24 protein-coding genes are annotated in these 25,146 nt (G+C 42.4%); 4 read left to right on the plus strand and 20 right to left on the minus strand.

The genetic code is table 11. The annotated features are described in order from the left end of the window. Window positions 1–6: 6 nt before the first annotated feature. From MD536_RS10365 to MD536_RS10445, 17 genes are all read right to left on the minus strand, one after another. Window positions 7–504: a CPBP family intramembrane glutamic endopeptidase gene (locus MD536_RS10365; protein WP_239598704.1), complete on the minus strand. Its 498-nt coding sequence runs from the start codon at window positions 502–504 to the stop codon at window positions 7–9. A 133-nt stretch (window positions 505–637) separates the two neighbouring features. Then, window positions 638–850, minus strand: a complete 213-nt coding sequence (locus MD536_RS10370; protein ID WP_239598706.1) for a hypothetical protein — start codon at window positions 848–850, stop codon at window positions 638–640. 13 nt (window positions 851–863) lie between these two features. Then, entirely contained in the window at window positions 864–1,052 is a 189-nt protein-coding gene (locus tag MD536_RS10375; RefSeq protein ID WP_239598710.1) for a hypothetical protein, read from the minus strand. Between the two features lie 224 nt (window positions 1,053–1,276). Next, window positions 1,277–2,947, minus strand: coding sequence for a capsule assembly Wzi family protein (locus MD536_RS10380; protein WP_239598721.1), 1,671 nt, complete (start codon window positions 2,945–2,947; stop codon window positions 1,277–1,279). A gap of 4 nt (window positions 2,948–2,951) precedes the next feature. Further along, window positions 2,952–4,352, minus strand: a complete 1,401-nt coding sequence (locus MD536_RS10385; RefSeq protein ID WP_239598724.1) for an undecaprenyl-phosphate glucose phosphotransferase — start codon at window positions 4,350–4,352, stop codon at window positions 2,952–2,954. 27 nt (window positions 4,353–4,379) lie between these two features. Further along, on the minus strand, window positions 4,380–5,126 hold the full coding sequence (locus MD536_RS10390) for a WecB/TagA/CpsF family glycosyltransferase (RefSeq protein ID WP_239598727.1): 747 nt from the start codon (window positions 5,124–5,126) through the stop codon (window positions 4,380–4,382). Window positions 5,127–5,137: 11 nt separating this feature from the next. Next, window positions 5,138–7,432 carry a glycosyltransferase gene (locus tag MD536_RS10395; RefSeq protein WP_239598728.1) on the minus strand — a complete coding sequence of 765 codons (2,295 nt, stop codon included), beginning with the start codon at window positions 7,430–7,432 and terminating at the stop codon, window positions 5,138–5,140. Window positions 7,433–7,436: 4 nt separating this feature from the next. Then, window positions 7,437–8,795 (minus strand): O-antigen ligase family protein, encoded by a 1,359-nt coding sequence (locus tag MD536_RS10400; RefSeq protein ID WP_239598731.1) that lies wholly within the window; start codon window positions 8,793–8,795, stop codon window positions 7,437–7,439. Window positions 8,796–8,805: 10 nt separating this feature from the next. Then, complete coding sequence (locus tag MD536_RS10405; protein WP_239598732.1) at window positions 8,806–9,897, minus strand: hypothetical protein; 1,092 nt, start codon at window positions 9,895–9,897, stop codon at window positions 8,806–8,808. A gap of 1 nt (window position 9,898) precedes the next feature. Then, on the minus strand, window positions 9,899–10,648 hold the full coding sequence (locus tag MD536_RS10410; protein ID WP_239598735.1) for a class I SAM-dependent DNA methyltransferase: 750 nt from the start codon (window positions 10,646–10,648) through the stop codon (window positions 9,899–9,901). Next, window positions 10,641–11,780, minus strand: coding sequence for a DegT/DnrJ/EryC1/StrS family aminotransferase (locus MD536_RS10415; protein WP_239598736.1), 1,140 nt, complete (start codon window positions 11,778–11,780; stop codon window positions 10,641–10,643). The genes MD536_RS10410 and MD536_RS10415 overlap by 8 nt, the downstream gene beginning before the upstream one ends. 1 nt (window position 11,781) lies before the next feature. Then, window positions 11,782–12,222 carry a cupin domain-containing protein gene (locus MD536_RS10420; RefSeq protein WP_239598738.1) on the minus strand — a complete coding sequence of 147 codons (441 nt, stop codon included), beginning with the start codon at window positions 12,220–12,222 and terminating at the stop codon, window positions 11,782–11,784. Between the two features lie 17 nt (window positions 12,223–12,239). Beyond that, window positions 12,240–13,772, minus strand: a complete 1,533-nt coding sequence (murJ, locus tag MD536_RS10425; RefSeq protein ID WP_239598741.1) for a murein biosynthesis integral membrane protein MurJ — start codon at window positions 13,770–13,772, stop codon at window positions 12,240–12,242. Window positions 13,773–13,782: 10 nt separating this feature from the next. After that, window positions 13,783–14,823, minus strand: a complete 1,041-nt coding sequence (locus MD536_RS10430) for a GumC domain-containing protein (RefSeq protein WP_239598743.1) — start codon at window positions 14,821–14,823, stop codon at window positions 13,783–13,785. A gap of 113 nt (window positions 14,824–14,936) precedes the next feature. Continuing rightward, on the minus strand, window positions 14,937–17,369 hold the full coding sequence (locus MD536_RS10435; protein WP_239598745.1) for an SLBB domain-containing protein: 2,433 nt from the start codon (window positions 17,367–17,369) through the stop codon (window positions 14,937–14,939). Between the two features lie 460 nt (window positions 17,370–17,829). Further along, window positions 17,830–18,558, minus strand: coding sequence for a carboxypeptidase-like regulatory domain-containing protein (locus tag MD536_RS10440; protein WP_239598747.1), 729 nt, complete (start codon window positions 18,556–18,558; stop codon window positions 17,830–17,832). A 9-nt stretch (window positions 18,559–18,567) separates the two neighbouring features. Beyond that, on the minus strand, window positions 18,568–19,296 hold the full coding sequence (locus MD536_RS10445) for a hypothetical protein (RefSeq protein ID WP_239598750.1): 729 nt from the start codon (window positions 19,294–19,296) through the stop codon (window positions 18,568–18,570). A gap of 150 nt (window positions 19,297–19,446) precedes the next feature. Between MD536_RS10445 and MD536_RS10450 the strand changes: the two genes are divergently transcribed. Then, window positions 19,447–20,685: a helix-turn-helix domain-containing protein gene (locus MD536_RS10450; protein ID WP_239598752.1), complete on the plus strand. Its 1,239-nt coding sequence runs from the start codon at window positions 19,447–19,449 to the stop codon at window positions 20,683–20,685. Window positions 20,686–20,754: 69 nt separating this feature from the next. After that, a complete protein-coding gene (locus MD536_RS10455) occupies window positions 20,755–22,392 on the plus strand; it encodes a serine hydrolase domain-containing protein (RefSeq protein WP_239598754.1) in 1,638 nt (545 codons plus the stop codon). A 7-nt stretch (window positions 22,393–22,399) separates the two neighbouring features. On the opposite strand, the gene MD536_RS10460 is transcribed toward MD536_RS10455, so the two are convergent. The 3 genes from MD536_RS10460 to MD536_RS10470 form a co-directional block, all read right to left on the minus strand. Beyond that, window positions 22,400–22,879, minus strand: a complete 480-nt coding sequence (locus MD536_RS10460; RefSeq protein ID WP_239598756.1) for a YdeI/OmpD-associated family protein — start codon at window positions 22,877–22,879, stop codon at window positions 22,400–22,402. Between the two features lie 61 nt (window positions 22,880–22,940). Then, a complete protein-coding gene (locus tag MD536_RS10465) occupies window positions 22,941–23,423 on the minus strand; it encodes a GNAT family N-acetyltransferase (protein ID WP_239598758.1) in 483 nt (160 codons plus the stop codon). Then, window positions 23,420–24,007, minus strand: a complete 588-nt coding sequence (locus tag MD536_RS10470; protein WP_239598759.1) for a TetR/AcrR family transcriptional regulator — start codon at window positions 24,005–24,007, stop codon at window positions 23,420–23,422. Before MD536_RS10470 ends, MD536_RS10465 begins: the two co-directional genes overlap by 4 nt. A 125-nt stretch (window positions 24,008–24,132) precedes the next feature. Here MD536_RS10470 and MD536_RS10475 point away from each other — a divergent pair, with 125 nt between their 5' ends. Together MD536_RS10475 and MD536_RS10480 are read left to right on the plus strand one after the other, a co-directional pair. Then, window positions 24,133–24,666 carry a hypothetical protein gene (locus MD536_RS10475; protein ID WP_239598761.1) on the plus strand — a complete coding sequence of 178 codons (534 nt, stop codon included), beginning with the start codon at window positions 24,133–24,135 and terminating at the stop codon, window positions 24,664–24,666. A gap of 14 nt (window positions 24,667–24,680) precedes the next feature. Further along, the gene (locus MD536_RS10480) at window positions 24,681–25,088 is read left to right on the plus strand and encodes a VOC family protein (RefSeq protein ID WP_239598763.1); all 408 of its coding nucleotides are present in this window, start codon (window positions 24,681–24,683) and stop codon (window positions 25,086–25,088) included. The last annotated feature ends 58 nt before the right edge of the window (window positions 25,089–25,146 follow it).

Here is a 25,146-nt window from a genome sequence, read left to right on the forward strand (position 1 = left end):
TTAGTTTCAGGAACGCAACAGTAGGGTAATGCAGAAACCCAGGCCATTAAAAACAGCATGTGCAATCAGGGTAGCCAGGAAGGCGTTTTGTTCCTTTTGTTTTACTGATATGTAAAGCGTGCCATATATAAAGCCGGATAAAAAGGTTTTTAGAATATACGGGATTGAATAATAGTGAAAGGCTGCAAAAACAAGGGAAGAAATCAAACAAGCCATCAACAATTCAGTTGGCCACTTTTTAAGTATATAATTGATAATACCTCTTTGAACAAAATAGGTTTCAAGAAAGGGGGCAAGTATAAAAATTGTAAGAAAAAAGTAGATATCGGGTTCAGTAACAGGACCTGCCTTATGTCCAGGGAATAAGACAAAAGAAAAAAAGGACGTAATCAGCAAATTCACTACTATAGCCAGCAATACCAGGAATACTGTCTGCCAATTGGAAAACTGTTTTGTGAGCTGGGCATAGCCGTTACTAATGCTTTTATAACTTGCTACTAACATTTTAGTAAAGATCTAAGTAATAAAAAAATAGCACCTATTAGAACAACCCATTGAAGGGTAGTCAGTTTGGATAATTCCTCTTTCATATCAAATTATTGAAAGGACCGGGCTTGATTCCACCCGGTCCTTTGATTTACTTTTTCAAGTTTGGCGGCAAGGAGCTTTGATAGTCCATTGCAGTTTTTGCAAAGGTGATAATCCCTTTCGCGGTTGCACCAATGGTGTAAAACACATCATACCAGAAGCTTGTACCCTCATCGATACCACCTTCAATACACTGCAGTTGCTCCATAGACAACTCGCTAATCCCCTCAAATCTTGACACATCAATTGCTGTCTGTTTCATAAAAGTTGTTTTTTTAATTGATTGAATTCCATCCATCCACCAGGCCTTTTTTGACATCTTCCCAATTTTCAATGATTTCATTGCCAATAGATACCCATGTCACCCCTTTTAGCCATTTTGGCCAGGCGCCTCCTTCAATTTCTTGCAGCTCCTGTTCCTCCAGGGAATCAAGCCCCATCTGCATCAATTCTAAGTTCTGCATACTTGGATGTTTGTTTTTGATCCTCTTCTTTGTTTTTCTTTGGGTCAATCGAGGAAAAATATCCCGCAATTCGTAGCTACTGAATGATAATACTAAACTAGACATTGGAAACTTAGCATTCAACCGTGAAATCACCCTATTTGTCCAGAGGAAAACAACAGACAAAAAAAATCCCCGTGTGAATTACACACGGGGACCTGCTTACTATTCTACAATCGTACTTATCAGAACAAATAACCTACTGTCAACCCTAATTGCATATGGTTCACGTTAGACCGGTAAGGATCATTTGCAGCATCGTTACGTCCATTTTTCCATTGGTAATTCATAGTGCGGATTAGTGATAGATTTGCTGTGTACATGAATCGGTTTTTTACCCAGGAACGGGTTCCGGTTAATCCTATATCCACCCAGTGTGAGCGATAATCTCCTGAACCACTAAATGCCAGGAAATAAAAATCATTGTTGCGCACAATCCGCTCCAGGCTTACTCCGGTTTTGTTAACCTGCTTATCTATCCAGTTGACTCCGATGGTTTGGCTATTACTCCCTGGCCCAATACCAGCTCCCAATACCTGTCCTCTGTTGGTATATCCATGCTGAACCTGGTAATGCGCATACCAGGGTTGCAAGGCTCTTACCAATTTGGTAGGTGGTGTTTCCAATTGGGTTAATTCTGTAAAAAATTCAAGATTCCGGTCTTTTCGCAACTTGAATAATTTCCGGAATCCCAGAATATAAGCCCTGCTATGCTCGGGCTCCATCAGCAGATCACTTAAATTTCCAGAATGATCATTCCTTCCCCATTCACCATAAACTTCCATCTGCTCTTTTGGAAATTTCCATCGAAAGAAGAGAGATAATAACTGGTCTCTGCCGAAACTCATTTCATCCCGTGCATTGCCTTTAAAAAAGGCGCTGAATACAGGAAGATAACCATTCAAACCACCAGGTATGTTATCACTGTACTGGAAAAAACTCCGGGCAAAACCAAGGTGCAAGCCCCGAATCCATTTCGGTTGCCAGGTAATAACAACCGCATTGATATACCGGTCGCTGTTTTTCTTTGGTTCATACAAAGGCTGACCATTCAATCGCCTGGAAGTATCTACAGGCAATATGCCTGAATTTTCAAGCTTACCCGCAATCAGTTGCCATTCAAATTTTCCGAGGAAGGTCTTGTGTGGGCGGGTAGAGTTAAAGCTCAGGTGATAAAATCCCGGGGCTGTATTACTCATCAGGAGGGAATTGCGGTACCCAGGTCCCCACCAGAGATTTTCAGAAGATATGCCCAGGGACATGCCTTTATAGTTCAAGCGAACGCTCGACTGACCCGGAAACATACGTGTCAGTGCACCATTCCCAAAACGTTCCGGCATGTCTATATCATTCTGGAATTGATAATAATAATACCAGGTGCTATCAGAATGATACGGGGAAAAACCTTTGAAGGAAGGATTGTCAGCATACACAAATTCCGGTTGGAACTGTACACTCAGTATACCATAACTGGCTGCAATTCCTGCGCTGGCTCTAAGCTGGTATCCCTTGGCGGGAAACAGGCTTCCATCATTCCAGCCATAGGAATGATGCGAATTGTATTGCTGCTGGAAAGAAGCAGGCAGTAATCGCACAGCGCCTTTTCCATTGAAGATGGGATACCTGTTTGCGGATGCCACACCACTGAAGCGGCTGAGTAAACTATCATAGTCTGAAGCCTTCAGTTGAGTAACCGGACGAATCAGCAAACCTGCTCCATCCCCGGTACTGTCTTTAAGATCTGACCTTCGAATCCATTCTTCAAGCGCCGACTGGCCAACCTGTATGGTTTGAGCCTGCGATACTGAAACTATACAACTAACAAATACCAATAAACGAAAAGCAATGCTGCACATATCCTTAAAACGCATTTTTCTCTCCCTTGACCATATTAACCAGGGTCTGAATAATAATTTGAAGGTCTAACCAGAAGGTCCAGTTTTCAAGATACCAGACATCATGCTCAACCCTTTTTTTCATTAAATAGGAATCGCGTGTTTCACCACGATATCCGTTTACCTGCGCCCATCCGGTAATACCAGGTTTAACCAGATGCCGCATCATGTAATTTTCAATACTTTCTTTTGACTGCAGGTTCAGCGGAACCGGGTGGGGTCTTGGACCAACAACAGACATGGTACCAATCAATACATTGAAGAATTGCGGTAGCTCATCCAGGTTGGTCTTGCGTAGAAATGCACCAATCTTTGTAATCCTGGGATCGTTTCTTTTGGCTTGCTGATAAACACCTTTTTCATCCACATCAGCACTGGTAGGCACCATGGATCTGAACTTGTAACAGATGATGGGTTTATTGTTTAATCCCCATCTTTCCTGGCGGAATAAAGCCGGTCCCTTTGAACTTAAACGGATAAGCAGTGCGATGATCGGAAACAACCAGCTCAGAACTAATACAATCACCAACGAGGAGAATACTATATCAAAAGCACGTTTGATGATTTTGTTATCCATCAAATCAAGTGGTAAGGATCTAAGTGTGATGATAGGCATTGATCCCATCGTGCTTACCCTGATTTTACCTGTACTAAAGCGTTGGTATTGTGGAATGATCTTCACTCTTTTTCCTTCCCGCTCGCCGGCAATAATGATTTTCTCCAGCTGAGAATCATCCTTAAGGGTAGTTGCAACTACGATGTCTTCAAACTCATGACTCGCAATTACTTTATCGATATCAGATGTTTTACCCAGATACTGTCCATTAATAGAGGGATTAACCGTATCATCCACAAACCCTGCTAATGAGTAACCATAGAGGTTGTCTTTTACATAGTTTTTGTAAAACTGTAATCCGGAATCATCAGCGCCAACAATTAATACTTTTCTGCTCATCTGGCTGCTGTTGCGGATCCTTTTCATAAAGAGCCGGATGGCCAGTTTTTGAATCGGGAAACTGATGAAGATAAGCGTGACCTGCGTCAGCAATTGCATCATCCGGAAAGGATAACCATTCACCAATAAGGTTAAAACAAATGAAATGATCAGGGAATACAATAGCAGGCTCTTGACGAAAACCGTCCATTCAATGGAAAATACAATAGCACGAAAATCTTTGTAAAGGCCCATTGATCGTCCGGCTATAAACCAGCTAAACAGACTGAGACCCAAAGCTAACCAGCTGGTGTTTGATAATACATCAATTCCTGGTTGAAAATAGCTGTGGGTAATAAAATAAATGACTGAAAGAAAGCCCAGGTCCGCCGAAATTTTAAGACGGGTGGAAGGATTGTAAGTACTTGGCATAGGAAGGTTTTTAAGGTTTGTTTTGTGTTAGTCTATAGGACGAATTCTGCTAATAAACAGGCGGATAAAAAACAACGGATTTCCAATGATATACCTCCTGAACAGGCGCCTTGGCTCCTGCAGGAAACGGTACAGCCATTCCAGTTTTAACCGGTAAAAAATATCAGGTGTCATCCGGGCATTTCCGGATACATATTCAAATACAGCACCGCCGGTAAGGGCAATATTTGCCTGCACAGCCGGCCAGTTGTTTTGCAACCATTTTTCCTGAACAGGCATACCCATACCAAGGATCAGCACATTTACTTCTTTGCTGTTAATATCCCGGATGGTTTGCTGCACATCTGCTTCATTGGTAAAGAAGCCATTTCGATAGCCAGCGATTTTAAGTGCCGGATATTTTTCCCGCAACCTGCTCACTGCCTGTTCAATCACCGGATCAGTTGAACCCATCAGGTACCAGGATAAACCATGCTTTTCTGAGAATTCGGCGAAGCTCCAGATCCAGCGGTTATAGGTGATCTTTTCTTTGATTTCCTTTCCAAATAACCTGGCTCCCAATCGCACCCCTTCACCATCACAAAAAACAATGGAGCAGGTATTAAAATAGTCGCGCAGCCACTTCAGTTCATAGGCAAGGTTTAAGCCGTGAATATTTACATTCAGGGCCAGCTGCTTTTCTTTTTGATCCACGATCTGCAACAACGCATTGTTCAATTCATCCACTGTATAGTTGGAAACCCGGACTCCCAGTACTTCTATTTTCTCAGACATAAAAGGATTGCTCAGACTGCGTTTGAAAGTTTTTCTACTTCTTTCACCATTTCATCATGGTTAAAGCGATGAATATGTTTCCATAAGGGGACTTCCGTTTCCAGCACAGCTTTCAGTTTTGTAGGAAACTGTTCGGGCTGTGAAAAATCGAAAATGAAATCCTCCCCTTCCAATTCCTGAAGAATCAGGGCATAGGAATTATTATTATGAGCCAGCACTTTTGATTTGCTGGCAATAGCTTCCAGTAAAGTGATACCAAAACCTTCATAGAGAGATGGCAGGAAAACAATTTCAGCCCTAGACAGCTCTTTTAACAACGCTTCGTCAGACAACCTGCTGGTCCAGTTTATTTGGTCGGATAACCCGTACTGAGTTGCTTTGGCTTTTAATTCCTGCAGGTATTCTTCATCGCCTGCACCCGCAATGATCAGTTGAAAAGAATGATCAACATGACTCAGGCAACGCAGCAGGTTTTCTATTCCTTTGTTACGGGCGATTCTGCCGTAATACAAATAAATTCCCGCCTGCTGATCTTTCGGGTTGTTTATAAAACGGGAAAGGTTGGTGCGTTCTCTTAATAAAACCGCATTGCGAAAACCAAATCGTTTTGAAATTTCATAATCGTTCTCGGAAATATTTACAACTGCAGCATACCATCGAGACAAAAAACTGAAGTAGCGCAGAAAAAGCGTTTTTATTTTTTTTAAGCGTTCGGAATGATATACGTATCCATGTGAGAAAAGCAGTAACCGGTAGCGGAACAGGATAGATAAAAAGCTAAGAGTAGTAGCCATAAATTTCAAATCATGATGATGTACCACATCTGCTTTTCTCAATGCATTGAACAATTTCCAGAACTGCTTACCGGGTAGCGGAAAAATAAAACCTGCCAGGTGCAGTGAAGGCATTACGGTGATATCAACTCCATCTTTTTGAAAAGTACTGGGTCCGCCTTTAATGAACTTATCCGAAGTGAATACCTGGATCCTGTATTTTGAATTATCCAGTTTGCTCAGCAGATCTGCCACAAAGGTTTCCACGCCACCAACAGCAGGATAATACGAATGGGTGACCACCACCAGAGATGTTTTCTCCTTTACTTCCTCTATCTTTTGAAGTACCATCCTGTTGAGGGAAACATCTTTCCGGATCCGTGGAAACAAATTGGTTCGCATGAGTTCCTTTGCATTCGCAGCCAGTGAATTTTTTAACGCCTCATCCCTTACTAAAGATTCCATCGCACCAAGTAACTGACTGACATTGCCGGGTTCCACCAGCAGAGTATGTACTCTGTCTTTTACGAGGTAGGGAACACCCCCTACAGGTGTAAGAATGGTTGGAACATTTAGTGTAAAACATTCATAGGCTACTCTTGGAAAGCCTTCGCTGTAAGAAGGCAGCACAAAAAATGAGGAGCTGCCTAATTCTTTTTTGAGTACTTCTTCTTCTTTGATTTGTCCTGTAAATATAACGCGATCTGCAACCCCACCTTGTTGCGCCAATTCTTTCAACTCCTCCAGCGCCTGGCCACTACCTATGATTTTGAGTTTATGATCGCCCAGGCGATTCTCAGCCACACCCTGAATATAGGCCTGCATCAGATCCACTACTCCTTTGGCGTGCCGGAGTTCACCACAGAAACTGATGAATTTTTCTTCGGCAGGTGGAGTAACAAATGAAAGATCCGCCTCAGTCACATTCATCATGGGAGGGGTAAGAAAAACTTTACCGCTTTCACGCAGACGTTCCTGTATTTCATAAGAAGGCGTGATGATATAATCTGCTTTTCTGATAGCGCGATCCACCAGTCGCTCTACAATTTCAGCACCCAGCTTTTTAATTTTTTGCTTGAGCCACCCTTTTCTGAATTCCGATGCCTGTTCTTTCTTATAGTAACCGCCAATATAAAGACCAAGTGAGTTGTTTCTGCGAAACAGGGTAGTTACCAATATGCTCCAGGCGCCAATAGGGGCTGGCAGGAAAACAAAATAATCGGATTTCTTCAGGGAGTACCTGGTAAGCTTGACAAAGAGTCTCAGATTATTAAGCAGAAAAGGAACCAGGCTGGTAGTGGGAGTATTACCCTTTGAAAGCGTCAGTTGAATTTTGGGGTCTAATGGTGATTCGCAGGAAAATTCAAATCCTACTTCGCCCGGATGAATAGAGCCTGCAAAAATAGAAACCTTCGGATTAGAAGCATCATTCGCCAATCCATTAAAGAACCGGGCAAAACTTTTCAGGCTATGTGCCTGTCCATTTTCCGGTACTGCGAAATTTCCGATATAAACAATTCTGACTTCCTTCATAAGTTCAAGAATTTTCAGGCAGCTCCTTTTTGGTTGTGCTGTGAAAATAGGCGGCCAGGTAGGCCATGGGGAACACCAGGGTAGGTGAACTCCAATTGGAGTAGGGTGTGAAAAAGCCCTGGAACACGACCAGCAACAGAATGATCAGAAAGGCCATTCTCATATTGGCTTCCAACCTGTTTTCAGGCTGGTGTTTCCATACTTTTTTAGTCATGATCCATACGGGAACCAGGAACAGCAGGGTTCCAATAATTCCGAATTCCGCCAGCAGCGAACTCCAGGTATTGGTTCGGAACATAAACCCTGCATTGTCAACAGAACCAAAGGTGAACTCAAAGTCGAACTGCCTGGAGTGTTTACGACCATTGCCTTCTGACACATCCCGTCCGGCTGCAATCCATCCATATTCTCCTGCTCCGAGTCCTATCAACATAGGCATTGGTCCGCTTTGGATTTCATTTACAGCCATGGGCCAGGCCTGAATGGGTCCAACATTTTCAAGTCCGATATAGTTAATAGCCAGATCAGCTCTTGCCCAGATATCCGGCCTGTTTTTAACCAGCGTAACTGTTCCAATTCCTGTTGCCAGCAGTAGTGTTCCCACGATGGCCAGTTTCAGGAAAAGTCCTTTTGTTTTCTTCAGGATGTGCTGTAGTACAAGAATGCCTGCTACCAGTATAGTGAAGCCAATCGCTTTTTCATTTCTTGGAAAAACAGTGAGTACCAGGAAGAATAGTGAAAGGGTAAGGCTCGTCAATTTTTTTGTCCGCAGGTAATCATACAGCAACACGATAAAAAACACCAGGAGGTAATTGCAATAGGCGTGCGCATCTTCCATGATACCCGGAATATGATCTTCATGATCTCCATGCAATGGTATCTGGTAAAAAACAGAAACCAGTATGTTAAGCAGCAGTGTGCCAATAAAAAACTGTACGAAGTAGCGCAGTTCTTTTTTATCCGAACGCGATGCCGGAACCAATATGGCGAAAAACAGAAGGGGTGCCAGGCGGATGTATAAATCCTGGATGCTGGCTCCCCGCAAGTTGCCATGCCATACAAGGTTCAAAATGGAAAGCCCGATAAATGCAAGAATGGATACATTGAACAGCAGGATTCGTTTGTTCATTTTCGTGGTAAGCGAAAGCAGGTACAGAAATACCAGCAAGGCCAATTCAACTCCGCGTACAAAAGCCGGAATAGGAAATAAATGCACGAATTTGTAACTGGGCACAAAATCAGACATGCGTGCATTGCTGTACATGATAATCCAGAAAGTAGTAATAAAGAGAATTACTTTCCGCATCACCGGTAAGCCCTGCAACCTTGATCGCGTAACCAATTCCTGTTGTATAACCTGCATCCGGATTAAATCAGAAAAATTTTGAGGTAACCAACCGAATCACACCTGCAATGCCTTCGGTTCGGTAGGTTCTTTTCAGGCGGCCTGTCTTGTGGTAATAGGACCTTCTGAATTTATTCTGCGTCAGTTCTTTTCGTTTTGCATCAATAAAAGAATGGTCTGCCTGCAATTCGGATTGCTGCATATTCAGCAATGAATTCAATCCGTCTGCAAACGGGGATGGCTGTTCCTGTTTACCAAGCAGGTGGTTCCAGACTTCCACATGTTTGATGGTGTAGTCCATCCAGTTCCAGGTAGCAACAGCATCAACCAGTTTCTTTTTTTCAGCTTCGAGTTGAAGAAAAATTGCTTCCAGTTCTTCGTAGCTGGTATAGGGATGAACAATACCATTTGGCGCATCCAGATGATATCCCTGTGCAGTAACGATTGTTTTTACTCCGGCTGCCAATGCATCAATAAAGCCCATCTGTCCCTCATCCATACCCATATAGAGATAATAGTCGAGTGTGGGTATTAATTCTACATACTGGTTATAGATAAAGCGATTGGTATAGTCAACTTCAAACCCATTCTTCTGAAGTGTTGCCACCTGGGGCTCCCAGCTGTCGCCCATGATGACAAATTTGAAATAAGCAGGGTCCAGGCGTTTGGCTAGTTTATCTATAAAATATTCTCTTTTTCTACCATCTTCCTGTACACGGCAGCAGATACCAATCCGGTGTTTGCGGATAGTTACCACTCCATCGTGTGCAGGGTTTATATAACAGAGCCGGTTTTTATCGGCACCCAATTGAGCAAGTTGTTGTTGGGTTTCACGCGACATGCAGACGCCTGCTGCTGCCGTTTTTAGTTGTTCCTTAATAAGCTCCAGTTTCCGGATATCATCCACATGCGTAATCATCAGAGTATGCCGGGAGGAAGGAGCAGAACCGGGTTCATATCCTTCAAATACAATATGATGATTGATATCCGCAGCCGGATCAACCTGCATGGCGATATCGGTTTCAATCTGAAGCTGCTGGAGATTGTCGCGCATCCGAAGGGCAAACTTGCCCATGATCCACCTGTCCACTTCCTCGTAACAAACAAGACGCACTTTCATATCAATATTTTTTTTCGGCTACACAGCAAACACCCCAGGTATGATCCGAAGGCTCATTACCTGTGATCCACTCCTTGCAATACTTTAGTGAAAAGCCGGCAACGTCCAGGAATAATTCCATTTCAGGTTTGAAAAAGTATCGCATAGGGTGTAGTTCCTTTACGGTTTCCACCTGATCGGTAGCTTTATCTGTGATTAGCAATTCAAAGTGAACATCCACCACATTCTCATTGCATTTCCAAACCGGTTCAGTCAGGCGTGTCACTTTGATTTTTTCATCCTCCAGTCTTTTGATACGAACAGCCGGACGTTCGGTTACTACAGCCGGTCCGTACCAAAAATCAAAAATGAAAAGCCCGCCAGTATTCAGGTGTTCTGCTGCTCTTGCAAATGTTTGCTGTACAGCCAGGTTGGTTGTCTGGTAACTGATCACATGAAAGAGGGAAGTCACGATGTCAAAACTGCGTCCCAATTTAAAACTGGTAGCATCTCCCACCTGGAATTCGGCACCAGGGATAGCGCGTGCTTTGGCGGAATTGATCATCTCCTCAGACTGATCAATTCCTGCAACACGATACCCGAGTTCTGTCATGCCATGCGCATGACGACCTGTACCACATCCAATGTCGAGCAATTTGGAAACACCTGGTTTTGAAAATTGCTGGATCAATGCATCCACGTGGGCGCATTCCGCTGTATACTCTTTGTCTTTGTATAACAGATTGTAGTAGTGCGCGTAATTCTTAAACATGTACAGCGGTTTTGGAAAAAGCAATAATCTCGTCGCAGATAAAGCGGATGGTTGCTTCGGATAAATTACTGGCAGAAGGCAGATACAATCCGGTTTTGGTCAGTTGTTCTGTAACCCGATAATAGCCTTCAGTATCACATCCGTATTTCCGGAGAGATGGCTGATGATTCATACCAACAAATAAGAGGCGGGTGTCAATCCCTTTCTGTTTCAGGTGTTGCATCAATTCATCGCGGGATTTACCAAATGCTGATTCATCTACCAGGATGGCGTTCATCCAAAATACATTTTCTACATCGGGCAGCGTCTGCTGAAATTGAATACCAGGAATATCCTGGAGAAAGGACTGGTACAGCTGTGCATTTTGAATGCGCAGGGATTTATAATAATCAGCTCTTTCCACCTGAGCCAGACCGATAGCTGCCTGGATATTGGTCATGCGATAATTAAACCCAATATCCTCATGCAGGTAGTTGCGGGGCCCTTCCAAGGGAAAGCAGAGGTTTTTGTAGTACAGTAGTTTTTTGTAGATGGATTCGTCATTGGTAAGCACCATTCCACCTTCTCCTGTGGTCAGGTTCTTGTTGGCAAAAAAACTAAAGGTGGTAACATCTGCCAGGTTGCCTGTTTTGCGGCCCTTATAAACCGCGCCGTGCGACTCAGCAGCATCTTCCAAAATCAGCAGTTTATACTTGCTGGCAATTCTTTGAATTGCATCCATATCACATGGCTGACCAAATATGGAAACCGGAAGAATGGCTTTGGTGCGCGGCGTAATTTTTTCTTCAATCAGTGATACATCTATGTTCCAAGTATCGGGATCCGCATCAATAAAAACAGGCATGGCACCTGTTTGGCAAACTGCAAAAGCAGTAGCGATCATCGTGAAATTTGGAATGATCACTTCATCGCCTTCGCCAATACCCATAGCAACCAGTGCCAGGTGAAGGGCTACCGTACCATTACAGACACCAACGGCATAGGATGCTCCGCAATAAGCGGCGAATTCTTTTTCAAAAGCGGTAACGTATTTACCTGCTGAAGAAATCCAACCTGTTTCCAGGCAATCCATCACGTATTCCTTTTCTTTTCCCGCCAGGTATGGTTCACAAACCGGAATAAAACTATTCATATTAAAAAACAGGTTGAGGTAAGACAAGTTTGATTTTTCCTTTAGGTTCAAAGCGCGTTTTATCGTTGTCGCCTGCATAGGGACCCTGCTTCACTTCAAACATTTCGAGGTCTTCCAACACTTCGAAACCATGTCCGCCCTCTGATAAGAGAATTACATCACCTGCTTCCAGGATTCTGCTTTCCAGGTAAACCTGGTCGTTATCATAGAAATCCACCCGGAGTTTACCTCGTTTCAGGAGGAGCACTTCTTTAGTGAAGTGAACATCCCGTTTAACCGCATTGTGTACATGCGGCTGAATGATTTTACCTGCAGGATGCTTCATATAAGCAAGCTGTTGGGAAAAATCATCCGGAGTAAAAAAATGGATCCCGGGTTTTTCAAAATCGCGATGGATAATGATGGCCAGTGTAACGCCTTCGTGTGAAATGGTTTCAATCATAAGATTTGATTTAATTGTTATGAGAAATAAAGTTTACGTTGAATCTGGTTCAGTTCAGGTGTGCCAACGAGTTTGAGCATGCAGATATACAGTAGCAGATACAGCAGCATAGATGCTGCAACTAAAACTATAGACAGTGAATTAATAGATACAGTCAGCTGTTTTAACAATGTTTGAAGCAGGAGCATCGGTAGTAAAGCTGCAAGCGGGATAAGAACAAAAGATCGGATGAGTTCTTTCAAATCAAATCCCTTTAAAATAAAGTAGAGTGAAATAAAAGATGCTGTGATACTGAGTGCCGCGGTAATGCTGGTAGCAAGTGCCAAACCATTGTATTGCATTTTTTTGGCCAGGCCAACCGCAAGAGCGAGATATATCAGTGCAGTAGCTACTTCAATAGCAGAACCCAGCATGGTTTTGCCTGATAGATAATAAATTTTCGCAACCAGGTTCCCCAGGCTATTGGCTAAAAAAGCACCTGTTAAAAAGGCGAAAGTACTGGTCACGGCTACTGTTGCTTCAGGAGTAAAAGCTCCCCGCTCAAAGAGCAGGCGGAAAACCGGTTGGCCCCAGAAAATAAAGACCACGGCAATCGGTACACAGATCAGCAGGATGATGCGAATACCATTTAAAAACTGCTGCTTCAGGGATTCCATATCCCTTTCAATCCAGGAATTGGACAGTTGCGGATAAAGCGTAGTAGCTATTCCACTGGAAGTAACAGTAGCCAGTATGGTCATGATCTGGTTGGCATAACCCAGGTAAGACAAGCTTCCTTCTTCCAGGTAGGAAGCGATACCTCTTTCAAATACAGTGGTGAGCCGGTAAAAAATGCCGGCAGCCAGCAAGGGCAAACTTAAGGCAAGCCATCTTTTTATGTATGGATTATTAAACTTTCCGGTGAACCGAACCTGGTTCTGGCGGATGAGATACATCATATTAAACAGGAAGGCAATGGCATTTCCTAACAGTGTTCCATAAGCGAGACTTTGGATACCGATTGATTTACTTAGCAGGGATACCACTACCAATATGATCAGGGTTGAAAGCAGAGGTGTGAAAGCCGGTAATAAAAACTGGCTCCGGGTTTGAAGCACCGATGCAGTAATATGCGACAATACCTGGAACACGATTGTTGGTAACAGGATTCGCTGTAGTTGTCCGGCAAACTGGATCTGTTCAAATGAAAACCCGGGTGCAGTAAGCTGAATCAGTTCATTTGAAAAAACAGTACCGGCAACAACAATCAAAGCGGTTATACCAAAAACAAGTCCGATTGAGTTGCCCAGGAAAGCGCGTGCATCCAGGTTGCCCTTTTTGCTGGTAACATCTACAAAAACCGGCAGATATATTACACCCAGTGAGCCAACCAGTAAAGCTGCCACATAGGTTGGCAGCGCCAGTGCAGCAAAGTAGGCATCCCTGGCAGGTGTTGCACCAAAATAATAAGCCACCAGTAGTTGTGTCAAAAAATTCAACACAATACCGCCTAGTGAAAGAGCGGTTATCTGAAGAGTCGGTTTGAGCAATCCTTTTTTTTCGACTTTCATTCCAGTCAACTTAGCCCTGCTTGAAAAGGAATTTAATAAAGAGCCAACCTACTCCAAGAAAACCACCGGCGGCAATACCAATTATGATCAGGAGCAACAGGCTTTTTCGTTTATCCTCCAATAATTCGCTTGGTTTATCCAAGATCTGAATGGCAGGGGTCTGCTGAGACAGAAGCATTTTACTGGCTTCCAGATTTTTCATCACTTCCACGTACACTGTACTGATTACAGTTTTATCCCGCATTGCTATTTCAGTAGGAATACCAGCTACTTTCATACCCGGATTGGCATCCAGCAATTGTGTGGACGCAGCATTGTAAGATTTCGAGTTCAGTAATACCAGCAAGGAATCAGCACGTTTTTGAAGGCGATCGATATTGGCAAGTGCGTTACCGGTTCGGATTGATAAAAACATCTTACTTGCTTCTATTACAAGACGATCTGCCAGCAGTCGGGCAAAGACTGGATTACTTGCATTCACCTGTACTTTAATAATAGAACCTTTTTTATTGGCGCGATCCACGGAAAGAGATTTTTTGAGCAGGTATTCCCTGATTTCATTGATCACGCTGTCCTGCTTCTGATTTAAGGAGTCTGGATGCTTTAGGTTGGAATAACTGATCATCTGAATTTCTTCAGTAGACCATTTCTTTTTCCAGTTGCGGAATTCCAGGAACAGATCTGCCAGGGTTTCGGATTCAGGACCTTTTGAAGGATCTACTTTTGAAACCAATACTTTCTGAAGGATCGCTTTGGACTGGAGGATATCCAGGATATTATCTCCGGCAAAAACACTCCCACCTCCAATCAGTCCGCCAATATCAAGTCCGATTTGTGAAGCAAGTCCGGATAATCCACCACCACTTGATTTTTCTTCCAATATAAAAGTGGTTATCGCTTCGTATTTAGGCTTTTGATAAAAGTAATAGGCGATGGAAAGTGCAATACAGGATACAAAGACCAGTAATGCTTTTTTCCAGTTAGCCAATACATAATTGCGGAACTCCCGGGTCACTCTTGCTATCTCGTGCAGAGAATAGTATTCTTCCATCTTAGATTTTACAGGTTGTTTATCAAAATAAGGCACGGCTTCGCCACCTCAGTCCCATTTTAGTTTTTCGGGACTGAATAAAACAGCCGCCTATGTTGGATGCCTTTCCCTTATCAGCGTGTGATAAGACTGGCGGCGGTAATCAGGGCCGTAATGGCCGAAATAAAAATGCCGGCTTTGCCCACATCAAACCCTTCTCTTTTAGGTCGTTGTGGAACGAATATGCTGGCACCTGGCATCACTTTTGGATAGCGTCTGAAAATTCCAAGGGGACGCTGGATTTTGGCAGCACTTCCGTTGGCATAAATTAAAAATGCTCTTCTTCGGCTACCCTGGGGGGTTACCCCGCCTGCATCATTGATATAGTTGCGCATTGACTTCCCCTTTTCATACATGATATCCAGGGGTTTGAACACTTCACCATTGATGCTGACAGTATTATTGATTCTGGGAATCACCAGTTCATCTTCATCTTCCAGTGTGATGTCATCTGCTGAGCCTGGATGTTTGAGAATATAGTCGAGGTCTATGGCTACGTCCCGCGTATCTTTCAGCAGGCTGATGCTGTCTTTATAAGAAATAGTAGTATCCCGTTGTACGCTGGTAATAAGACGTTTTACCTCTGTTGAATCGAGCAGTTCTTTTTTCTTCCGGATCAGTTTGGCACCTCGTATATCGGCCGTGTAAAGAAGTCCGCCGGATCGCCTGATAATTGAACTCAATCTTTCTTCCCGGCTTTGCAGTGTATAAACAGAAGGCATTAAAACTTCACCGGTGATCTTGATCGAGATTTGTTTTTTGTAATAAGGGCTTTCTTTAATGCTGACAATATCAAAAGGCTTAAGTATGATGTTTGTTGCGTTCCCATTTAATTGAGCGGAATCATTAATGGTGATCAGGTCTACAATTTCACTTTCAGGTTTATTGACTTCAATATTTCTTTTACGGCGGGAGATTTCAATGCCCATACCTGTAGCATTATCAGCATATCCTCCGGCTTTCATAATAAGTGCTTTGAGCGAAAGACTGTCTTCAAACCGAAAAACACCTGGTTTGCGAACGGCACCATTAATAGAAACAGTAATACTATCGCGCAGGTCAAAAATGGATGCGATATGTATGCTGTCATCTTTCAATAGAGTAATGCCGGGATCTGACCCTTCCAGTACTTTTTTAATCTCAGCATTGATGTATTCTTTCGTCAGGTTGGGGCGAGTACGAACAAGAATAGCTGAGCCATCGAAAACATCCTCCTTTACTCCTTGTGCCTTACGGATAAGACTGCCAAGGCTCATGTTAGGTTCGAGGGCATAGGAACCTGGTTTGAAAATGGCACCGGTAATCATCACGCGGTTGGTAAACCGGTTGATAACTGAATCAATGACGTATTCATCACCGTTTTTTGGAATGAAAAAGGCAAGAGAATCACCTGAAACATCTACAATACTGCGATTGAAATCCAGGATACGGGTACCTGTGATTCGACCTCTGAATGCTTTACTGGTGAAGCCACCTGCATAATTGATGGCATCTTCCAGTTTATCGGAAGGCAGCAGTTCAAAAATACCGGGGCGGTTCAACTGACCCTTCATAGTTATGAGGTTGCTGGTGAATGGAATACGAATCACATCATTGTCCTGAAGTCTGATATTAGAACCCAAATCACCGCGTACCAGGAAATCGTAGAGATCTGCTACCTCAATTACTTTGTTATTTCGGATCAGTTCAATCCTACGGAAAGAACCATTTTGTTTAGGCCCACCACTTACATAGAGTGCATTAAATAATGTTGCAAGTGAGGGCAGTGTATAGGTGCCGGGACGTTCAATTGCACCAATAAGAATAACCCGAATGCTTCGGATATTACCAAGGGAAAGTTGCAGTTTAGTCTGACCGTTGGAAAGTGAGGGATAGAATTTCAGCAGCCTGGAACGAATCAATGAAGTTGCTGCTTCAATGCTGAGGCCGTTTACTGCAATAACGCCGGCGTATTTTACAGTAACAGTTCCTTCCGGACTAACACGCAGTGTTTGCTGGCTAACATTGAGACCATAGATATTAAGCAGTAGTTCATCATCCGGCCCAATAATATAACCCGGAGGTGTTGCCATGCGTAAATCAGGTTCAAAGCTTAGGTTGGTATTTGAGAAAAGTTCGGATCCGAACAGCGTGAGTTCTTCCACTTCTTTGAAAAGTGGTTGAAAGACTTTTGTTGGTTTATTAACTTTTCTTGCGGATGCAGGTCCTCTATCAGCTGAAACACTATCAGTAACTGATGAAGTACTGGTATAGGAAAGGCCAAGCGCTTCTACTCTTTGTTTAAGAAGTAGTACTTCGGATCCGGGCATTCCTCTGCGGGAAAGTTCTGATTCTACATCTGAAATACTGAGACCATTTGATTTAGCCTGAGCAACCAGCCTTTCCAACTGCGTGTCAGAAATTTGACTGGCTTTTACTGAACTAAGATCAGCCGGCAGTTGTTGAGCATGCGAAGAAGTTGCTACCAGGATAGCAAGTAGCGCAAATAGAATAAGTTTAAGTCTCATCTTTGTTAAATCCGATATTGGTATTTTAAACAATCAACACAAAACGATACATGCTCGACTGTGCAGTTTAAAAAAAGCACAGCGAGTCAATTACGACTAACAAGAACAGGTCAATACTTAAATGGAAATCCCCACTTTAAAACTTGTCTTGACAATAATGGCGCGGTTACCGTTGCATTATTTCATTAAATTTTACTCGTACAATTTTTCATAGTTTAACAAAGGTTATAAATCATCAATTCGCGTGATGGGGTGATGAAATTGCGAATTAACTGTGCAAAGAAAGTGAATATATAAATACATGCTACCCGTGAAAACACCGGGTTTTTAAAAAATTAATGGTAGAAATAAAATATAAGTGTGGTAATTATATCAGAATGGATAATTAGCAGTAAAAAAAAATTCTCCATCAATGTAAAGAATAACATTGATGGAGATGTAGCAGGTATATAACTTGCGACTACTTCCGGTACTCCAGCTTAAAACAGTTAAAACATTGGGCATCGATTACTGGTTGAAAATCGAAAACATAACTATTCGCAAAAGGCTCATCCGTATTCCATCGTCTTACTTTCAAAGACTGTCCTTCATAGGTTGCTGATACCCGGTATCTTCCAATGGGAAGATCTTTTACTGTATCACCGTCAGGAGATTTGGTTGTTATGGTGGGACCTGTAGAGCCATCAATCAAATTACCAACCGGTTCAAATCTCCAAACAATTTCGCGTTCATCTTCTACAAACTCTCCAGGGAAATTATCAAAAGTTACCAGTCCGCCAAATGTACCCGACAGTGGTTCTGGCATTGTACCAGTCAGCACCCAGGTAAAATTTCGAATACCGCCTTCTCTTCCAAAACCCTGCTCTTTATCCGGCTTCAGGTAAATGGTATATTCGAGATTGTTGTACCGAACCTTATGTTGTGCAAATGCAAACCAGGAACCGATCGGAACTTCTACTGAATAGAGTCCCTGTGCATTTGTTTTGGTATTGATATTGGAATTAAACAGAATACTGTTATCTACAATGATCGTCACATTGTTCAGCGGAGTTCCATCACTCTTTCTAACAACTCCGGTAAGTTTGCCATTGCTTGAACCAGGCTCTGTTGTCTCTTTTTCAGTACAGGATATATTTCCTGTGATCAATAAAGATCCAAGTAATAATTGGGCAGCGAATTTATTGTACATACTATTTGATTATCGGTTAGGTAATTCATTCAGATACTGAATATCTGTTTCTCGCAGGCCTCTGCCATCGGTCAGTTGCCAGATGGCCGTTTGGATTTTTTCCTGGTTCTCAAACCAGACAGGATCACCATCCTCAAATTCGCGGTAATTGATTTTTTTACCCCTGAGTCGTTTGATCAGATCCTGCAGAAGTTTAGAAGAAGTAACCGGACCAAACTTATACCTGGCTGTTGCATCGGATGTTCGTTTGGCACTATTCAGACAAAACAATAGCAGGCTGACCTGGCACTCATCGCCTCCTGGTCCGGGTTGTATGGGAGGAATAGTAACAACCATTCGTTCCACCAATAATCCATGCTGGAAACCTTCTGCAGTGGAAGTAATAACCAAACCGGGAGGAAATTCAACCGTGAGGGGGCCAGAAACGGATGAATCTCTTTTCAGTTTCATCTTGACCATCACATTAAAGCCCTGACCATCAAATACACAATCGCGGGAGGAGGAGCCATCTTCCTGCCCTTCAATTTCACCAATAAGCCGGACACCTGCAGGTAAGTTGAACTGGGTTCCTTCAGGTTCTCCAGGCATTTCTCCCATTCCGGGTATTTTACCGGGAATCTCCTGGTCATCATCTTGTCCCACTTGTTCTGCATCCTCTTTTTTACATCCGGCAGGTGCAAAGAGGTAAGTGCAAAGAGCCAGGTAAAGGATCCAGTTACTTAAACGTATTGATTTCATATAAGCGCAACTTGAATAAAATAGCTATTCAAAGTTGAGCCGAATACAAAAGAAGAGATATTATTATCGATCAGCTGCGATTAGTTCCGACCAATGAGAAATCAAGATAAATTTGATATTCAAAGATTCGATTTAGCTTCAACCTACTGCATGTTCAACTTTAGTAATTACAGTTCACTGCTACTACTCTTTTTTGTTCATTTCATAGTATTCAGTGTGTTGTTGCTTTTCAGGTCAAAAGCATCCGGACAGGCTTCTTCCTTTTGGCTTGGCGTTTTTCTTTTCTTTTCAGCTCTTTACATTGCTCCCTGGATGCTGGGATTTGCAGGCTGGTACAGCAGACAACCCTATCGCGATTTTTTACTCTACTTTCCAACACAGCATTTATTCTTATTAGGACCAGTTCTGATGTTTTATGTCAAAAGCCTGCTGGATCCCGGTTTTCGCCTTCGAAAAAAGGATCGTTGGCATTTCCTTCCGGGCTTGCTATGGTGTTTGATATCGTTGGGTATTTTTATTGTCGATAAAGTCATCACCAGGGACTATACGATTTTACAAGAGGAACTTGATCCGGATTTTTTAGCGGTTTACCAGATTCCGGGTTATTTATCGCTGTTGTATTATTTTATCCTCTCCTACGCTTATCATCGCCGATACCAACAGATCCTGTTCCTTGTGATCAGCAACGCAGCGGACTACCGGTTTCCCTGGATCCGAAACTTCCTGGTTGCCTTCACCGTCATCCTGATCAGTTGGCTGGTGCTGGCTGGATTTGGTCTGTTCTATGAAACCAGGTTTACCAATTCCTGGTGGTATTTTATGGCATTTTCGTTGAGTGTTTATTATATATCCATAGCCGGATTAATCAACAGCTACCAGCCATCCCCTATGTTTCGTTTCTGGAGAAAGGCAGCAGACTATTATGTGCAGTTCCTTCCGGACCGATCGCGTTTAATTGACCCGGGTGCTTTTCAGGCTGAACTTCCTACCAGCGAAACGGATCCCCTTTCAGAGAAAGGATCAAGCCAACTACCTGAACAGTATATACAATGGAAAATACAGCTGGAAAAACTACTCATAGAAAAAGAATGGTGGCTGGATCCCACCCTTAGTCTGCCCCAACTGGCTGCTGCTCTTCAAACCAATACGCCAGCGCTGAGCAGATTCATCAACCAGGTATATGGCAGGAATTTTAATGACCTCATTAATCAATATCGGGTTCAGGCATTTATTGAAAAACTAAAAGCGGGTGAACACAATCAGCAAACTTTGCTGGCGCTTGCCATTGATTGTGGTTTCAACAGTAAGAATACCTTTAACCGGGCTTTCAAAAAAGAAACAGGAAAAACACCCAGTCAGTTTCTCAGGAAGCTGAGCCAGAAAGAATAGGTGTCAAACTATAATCTGACCCTTTTGTTTTGGGAAGTAAGCCTTATTTCGCTGACAAATAGTTACAGGATGATTTTCCGTTTAGTTTTCTCCCTTCTACTGCTTCAGGTCTATTGTACGCAGGCGCAGGAATTGGCCAATGCGAAACTTCGGATTTTGGACAGCATCTCCCTGGCAGATGTGCCTCCCAAAGCCCCGGGTATTGCTACAGCCATTATAGAAAATGGCAAATTAGCTTATTCAAAAGTAGCGGGTTATGCAGATTATACCGACAGCAGCACCATCAGCGAATCCACTATATTCAATATTGCATCCAATGGAAAACAATTTACTGCCCTGTGCATATTGCTGCTTGAGGAGCAGGGATTACTTTCTATCGAAGATGATATTCGCCAGTATATTCCTGCTTTGTTTCCTACCATCAAAGCGCCCATCCGGATTCGTCAGTTGCTGAACCACAGCAGCGGCATCAGGGATGTGTATGACCTATGGTCCTTACTGGGAATTACCTGGTGGAAACAATCCTTTTCAAACGCAGATGCCCTTCATTTGCTAAGCAGGCAGCAAGAGTTGAATTTTCTTCCCGGAACCAGGTATTTATATAGCAACAGCAATTATATCTTACTGGCTTTCCTCGTGGAAAAGCTAACCGGACAATCCTTTTCGGGCTTTTCAAGAAAAGTTTTTCAGCAGTTGGGTATGAATGACAGCTACTTTGTTGACAGCTCAACCGTTTTAACGGGAGATATAGCCCGTGCCTATTTCAACTTCAATACCTGGACCACCTACCCCTGGACCTGGAAAGTTTGCGGAGATGGAAACCTGTTCACTTCATTGCGGGATCAGGTGCGATGGGAACAAATATTGCAGGGAAGCATTAAAACCCAACTTGCTTCTGCAATACTGGCAAAATTAAACCAACCTGTTGGAGGGGATACCTCTACCTATGGGTATGGTCTGGAGTTTGGAACCTACCGAGACCGCCCCTATCTTTTTCATGAAGGGGCAACCGGTGCCTGGAAAGCAACCTTGATACGGATTCCGGAAAGAAAACTGAGTATGCTAACATTTACGAATTCAGGGAAAGTAATTCCAGCTCAGCAAACCAGGCAGCTGTTGGATTATCTCCTGGGATGGGGTGCCCCAACCATGAAAGCAGAAGTGCCAAAAGCTGCCTCCTCCAATAGCTTTACGGAAAATGAACTCAGCGGTTTATACCTGACTGAAACCGGCTTTGCCTTTGAATTTTTACAAAAGCAGACTGGTTTCTATTTGCGCAGGTATGGCAGAAATGATATTTTGCTTGAAAGGGTATCCGGACAGCTTTGGCGACAGCAATACGATACCAGCTTTCAATTGGAATTTACAAAGGGCGCTTCCGGTGCCTTGCAGGTAACAGCCTATCACCCCAGTCATGCTCCCTATTCACTGGTAAAAAATTCCTTTTCAGGACTAAAGAAAGCATATCAGTTTGCAGCGTCTTATAGTAATTCAGAAACTGGTGTACAAGTAGCGGTTATACATTCCAATACAGAATCTTTTCAACTTATTAACCAATCGGATACAAGCCTGGTACGATTCATTACCAATACAACCGGCCTGGCGGGAGAAGATCAATACAGACTGGAAGTAAAAAATGGAATAGTGAAAGAAATTTTTATAAACCGCCAACGACTTAGAAACATTCGGTTTAAACCGGTTCACTGATCTAAGCTTATTTTTTCATGATCTTTTGAGGCGATGTAATACCCAGTTTCAGTTTTTCAGCAATTAGTAAAGAGCGTTCAATTTTTTTATCGCTTGACTTGACCATATTAACCAGGGCCATTAGTCCGCGTTTGTTGCCATCAGTTAGTCCGGTAAAAATCTGATTGGCTGCATCATCTGTAGCAAGCACCTCCGCCAATTCCTCCGGCAGATCGAACTGAAACTCAGTGGTATCAATCGCAATAGAAGCTTTAACAGTAGCATTAGCCTTTATTCCGAGCGTCTTGAGGTGTTTGGAACCAATCATCAGGTAGTACAATCCATCCCGGGTTTTCTGAATGGCGGCATGAATGAGTAGCGTACCATTCAGGATACAAAGAACCCGTTTGTTTCCTGCTTTCGAGAGTCGCTTTACATCCTGGGCACCCAGTTCAATATAATGCATGGAAGCGCCTTCGAATTTCTGAATCTTGTATAGTTTCTGCATAATAGAACGCTTAATTCATGCAGTGGCGTGATTATTACTTAATAAAATATTGCCAATCATTTCATGAAAAAGAATTGAGTTTTTTCCAAAAAACAATTTTGTCTTCACCCTCTTGATAGAAGTCTCTAATTATTGCTTCTTTGTTATACCCACATTTCAAATAAAAATTACGAGTGTTTTCAAAAGATTCCAATCCAGAAGTTTCTACAATTAAGATCCTACTTCCACTAGATGCAAGTTGATGCTCAATATACTCAATCAATTCTGCGCCTAACCCTTTATTCTGGAAGTCTTTATCAATGGCAATCAAATACAAATTAAATGTACCTTGTGTTAATTTTTCGGGAGCATAATAAGCGATTGCAACTGGTTTATCGTTTAATAAACCAGTCAACCATCTATCTGTTGAATTCTTATTCTCAAAATAATCCTGCATCATTCCACCCAGATATTCTCCTGGAAATAGTCCAGTGCTATTTACCACTTTTTCAAGAAAAGGAAGTTGGTCTTTTTCTGAACAAATGATCTTTAGTGTATGTTTCATTTCAAAATAGTTAAGTGAAGTTCAATCATATTAATTAGCTCTTTTTTATTGGGATATATTCTTCTGGTTATATTTATACCGTTCCATAAATTCAAAAGAAATCGAGCGAGGAATACTGGATTTTCGCTGATTTGTATATCACCCGTTCGCTGTGCATTCTTTATATGATAAAGAAATAGTGCTTCCAATTTTTTTAGATGAGCCTTAGCCAAATTTGTGAGTTCAGGGTCAATGGTAGCCAACTCAGTGATTATATTACCTGCAAAACATCCCAAAAAATGAGCAGTTTTGTTTGATTCTGCGCAGCGCCTGAATATATTTTTTATTTCTTCGATTGGCCGTTCTGAATTTGCAAGCAAATCAGCAATATGGTCAATAGCTTTCGAATCATAATACCTTACACATTCAATAAAAAGGTCTCTTTTGCTACCAAAACTATTGTAGAAGCTTCCTTTTCCAAGGTCCATGACCCTCATCAGGTCCTCAAGACTGGTTGACTCATAACCTTTTTCCCAAAACAAATTAGTAGCTGCATAAAGTACTTTGTCTTTATCATAATTTTTTGGCCGACCAGCTCCACTCATGCATGCAATATAATTAATTATGTACCATTTGGTATATATTTTATAAATATTTAATTCCTTACGTTGGTGAGCAAAACAATAATTGTGACATATTTTTCGTTTGCGAACTTCAGAAATATATAAAAATGAAAATTGGTTTATACTGCTTGATGGGGTTCCTCCTTGTTTTCTCCTCCTGTAAAAAGCTGGCGGAACTCACCCAATTTAACCTGAATTACAATACTGAAACTACCATTCAGGCGGGGCCCGCATCCAATCTTCCTTTTGATGTATTTACTCCGGAAATTACAACTGCTTCAGAATCAGAATATGAAGGGAAGAAGACCAGTAAAAACCTGGTTCAATCTATTTTACTTCGTAAACTGGTGTTGAAAACAGATCAAAACTCTGGAAGAACGTTCGACTTTCTGAACAGCATCAAAATCTATATTGCTGCAAACGGAAAACCTGAATTGCTGATCGCCTGGAAAGAAGGTATTCCTGATACGATTGGAAATGAGTTGGCATTGGAATGTACCACAGAAGAGTTAAAGGACTACCTGGTACAGGATAAGTACAAACTCCGTTTGGAAGTAAAAACAGATAAAATCGTTAACCAGGATATAAAGATCCGCATAGAATCACTGTTCCGCGTAGATGCCAAGATTCTTGGATTGTAAGTATTTTGCAGTCTATGAAAATCGAACATATTGCCATCTGGACGCATAACCTGGAAGGACTCAAAGATTATTATTGCCAGTATTTTGGAGGCAACTCCAATAACAAATACATCAATGAAAAAAAACAGTTCCAGAGTTATTTTATCAGCTTTGAAACTGGTGCCAGGCTTGAGTTAATGTCCCGGGCCGATATTCTTGATCAGCCCAAAAACAGCAATGACCCCATGCAAACTGGGTATACCCACTTTGCATTTGGTGTTGAAACAATGGCGGAAGTGGATAGGAAAGCCCGGGAACTGGCTGAACAGGGCTTCCCGATTCTAAGCGGCCCGCGCGTTACCGGAGATGGTTACTATGAGTTTGAAACATTGGATCCGGATGGGAACAGGGTAGAAGTAGCAACTCTTTTCACTCAGCCCTGATTTTCAGCATTCGCGTAACAGTTCATTGCGGTCATCCCGGATTTCTGTTATTTCATGC

The sequence above is a fragment of the Flavihumibacter cheonanensis genome, from assembly GCF_022352215.1.
GTDB classification, from domain to species: Bacteria; Bacteroidota; Bacteroidia; order Chitinophagales; family Chitinophagaceae; genus Flavihumibacter; species Flavihumibacter cheonanensis.

Coding starts and splice junctions, on each gene's coding strand:
- MD536_RS10365 (WP_239598704.1), bottom strand. CDS start 504: ATGTTAGTAGCAAGTTATAAAAGCATTAGTAACGGCTATGCCCAGCTC.
- MD536_RS10370 (WP_239598706.1), bottom strand. CDS start 850: ATGAAACAGACAGCAATTGATGTGTCAAGATTTGAGGGGATTAGCGAG.
- MD536_RS10375 (WP_239598710.1), bottom strand. CDS start 1,052: ATGCAGAACTTAGAATTGATGCAGATGGGGCTTGATTCCCTGGAGGAA.
- MD536_RS10380 (WP_239598721.1), bottom strand. CDS start 2,947: ATGTGCAGCATTGCTTTTCGTTTATTGGTATTTGTTAGTTGTATAGTT.
- MD536_RS10385 (WP_239598724.1), bottom strand. CDS start 4,352: ATGCCAAGTACTTACAATCCTTCCACCCGTCTTAAAATTTCGGCGGAC.
- MD536_RS10390 (WP_239598727.1), bottom strand. CDS start 5,126: ATGTCTGAGAAAATAGAAGTACTGGGAGTCCGGGTTTCCAACTATACA.
- MD536_RS10395 (WP_239598728.1), bottom strand. CDS start 7,432: ATGAAGGAAGTCAGAATTGTTTATATCGGAAATTTCGCAGTACCGGAA.
- MD536_RS10400 (WP_239598731.1), bottom strand. CDS start 8,795: ATGCAGGTTATACAACAGGAATTGGTTACGCGATCAAGGTTGCAGGGC.
- MD536_RS10405 (WP_239598732.1), bottom strand. CDS start 9,897: ATGAAAGTGCGTCTTGTTTGTTACGAGGAAGTGGACAGGTGGATCATG.
- MD536_RS10410 (WP_239598735.1), bottom strand. CDS start 10,648: ATGTTTAAGAATTACGCGCACTACTACAATCTGTTATACAAAGACAAA.
- MD536_RS10415 (WP_239598736.1), bottom strand. CDS start 11,780: ATGAATAGTTTTATTCCGGTTTGTGAACCATACCTGGCGGGAAAAGAA.
- MD536_RS10420 (WP_239598738.1), bottom strand. CDS start 12,222: ATGATTGAAACCATTTCACACGAAGGCGTTACACTGGCCATCATTATC.
- murJ (WP_239598741.1), bottom strand. CDS start 13,772: ATGAAAGTCGAAAAAAAAGGATTGCTCAAACCGACTCTTCAGATAACC.
- MD536_RS10430 (WP_239598743.1), bottom strand. CDS start 14,823: ATGGAAGAATACTATTCTCTGCACGAGATAGCAAGAGTGACCCGGGAG.
- MD536_RS10435 (WP_239598745.1), bottom strand. CDS start 17,369: ATGAGACTTAAACTTATTCTATTTGCGCTACTTGCTATCCTGGTAGCA.
- MD536_RS10440 (WP_239598747.1), bottom strand. CDS start 18,558: ATGTACAATAAATTCGCTGCCCAATTATTACTTGGATCTTTATTGATC.
- MD536_RS10445 (WP_239598750.1), bottom strand. CDS start 19,296: ATGAAATCAATACGTTTAAGTAACTGGATCCTTTACCTGGCTCTTTGC.
- MD536_RS10450 (WP_239598752.1), top strand. CDS start 19,447: ATGTTCAACTTTAGTAATTACAGTTCACTGCTACTACTCTTTTTTGTT.
- MD536_RS10455 (WP_239598754.1), top strand. CDS start 20,755: ATGATTTTCCGTTTAGTTTTCTCCCTTCTACTGCTTCAGGTCTATTGT.
- MD536_RS10460 (WP_239598756.1), bottom strand. CDS start 22,879: ATGCAGAAACTATACAAGATTCAGAAATTCGAAGGCGCTTCCATGCAT.
- MD536_RS10465 (WP_239598758.1), bottom strand. CDS start 23,423: ATGAAACATACACTAAAGATCATTTGTTCAGAAAAAGACCAACTTCCT.
- MD536_RS10470 (WP_239598759.1), bottom strand. CDS start 24,007: ATGAGTGGAGCTGGTCGGCCAAAAAATTATGATAAAGACAAAGTACTT.
- MD536_RS10475 (WP_239598761.1), top strand. CDS start 24,133: ATGAAAATTGGTTTATACTGCTTGATGGGGTTCCTCCTTGTTTTCTCC.
- MD536_RS10480 (WP_239598763.1), top strand. CDS start 24,681: ATGAAAATCGAACATATTGCCATCTGGACGCATAACCTGGAAGGACTC.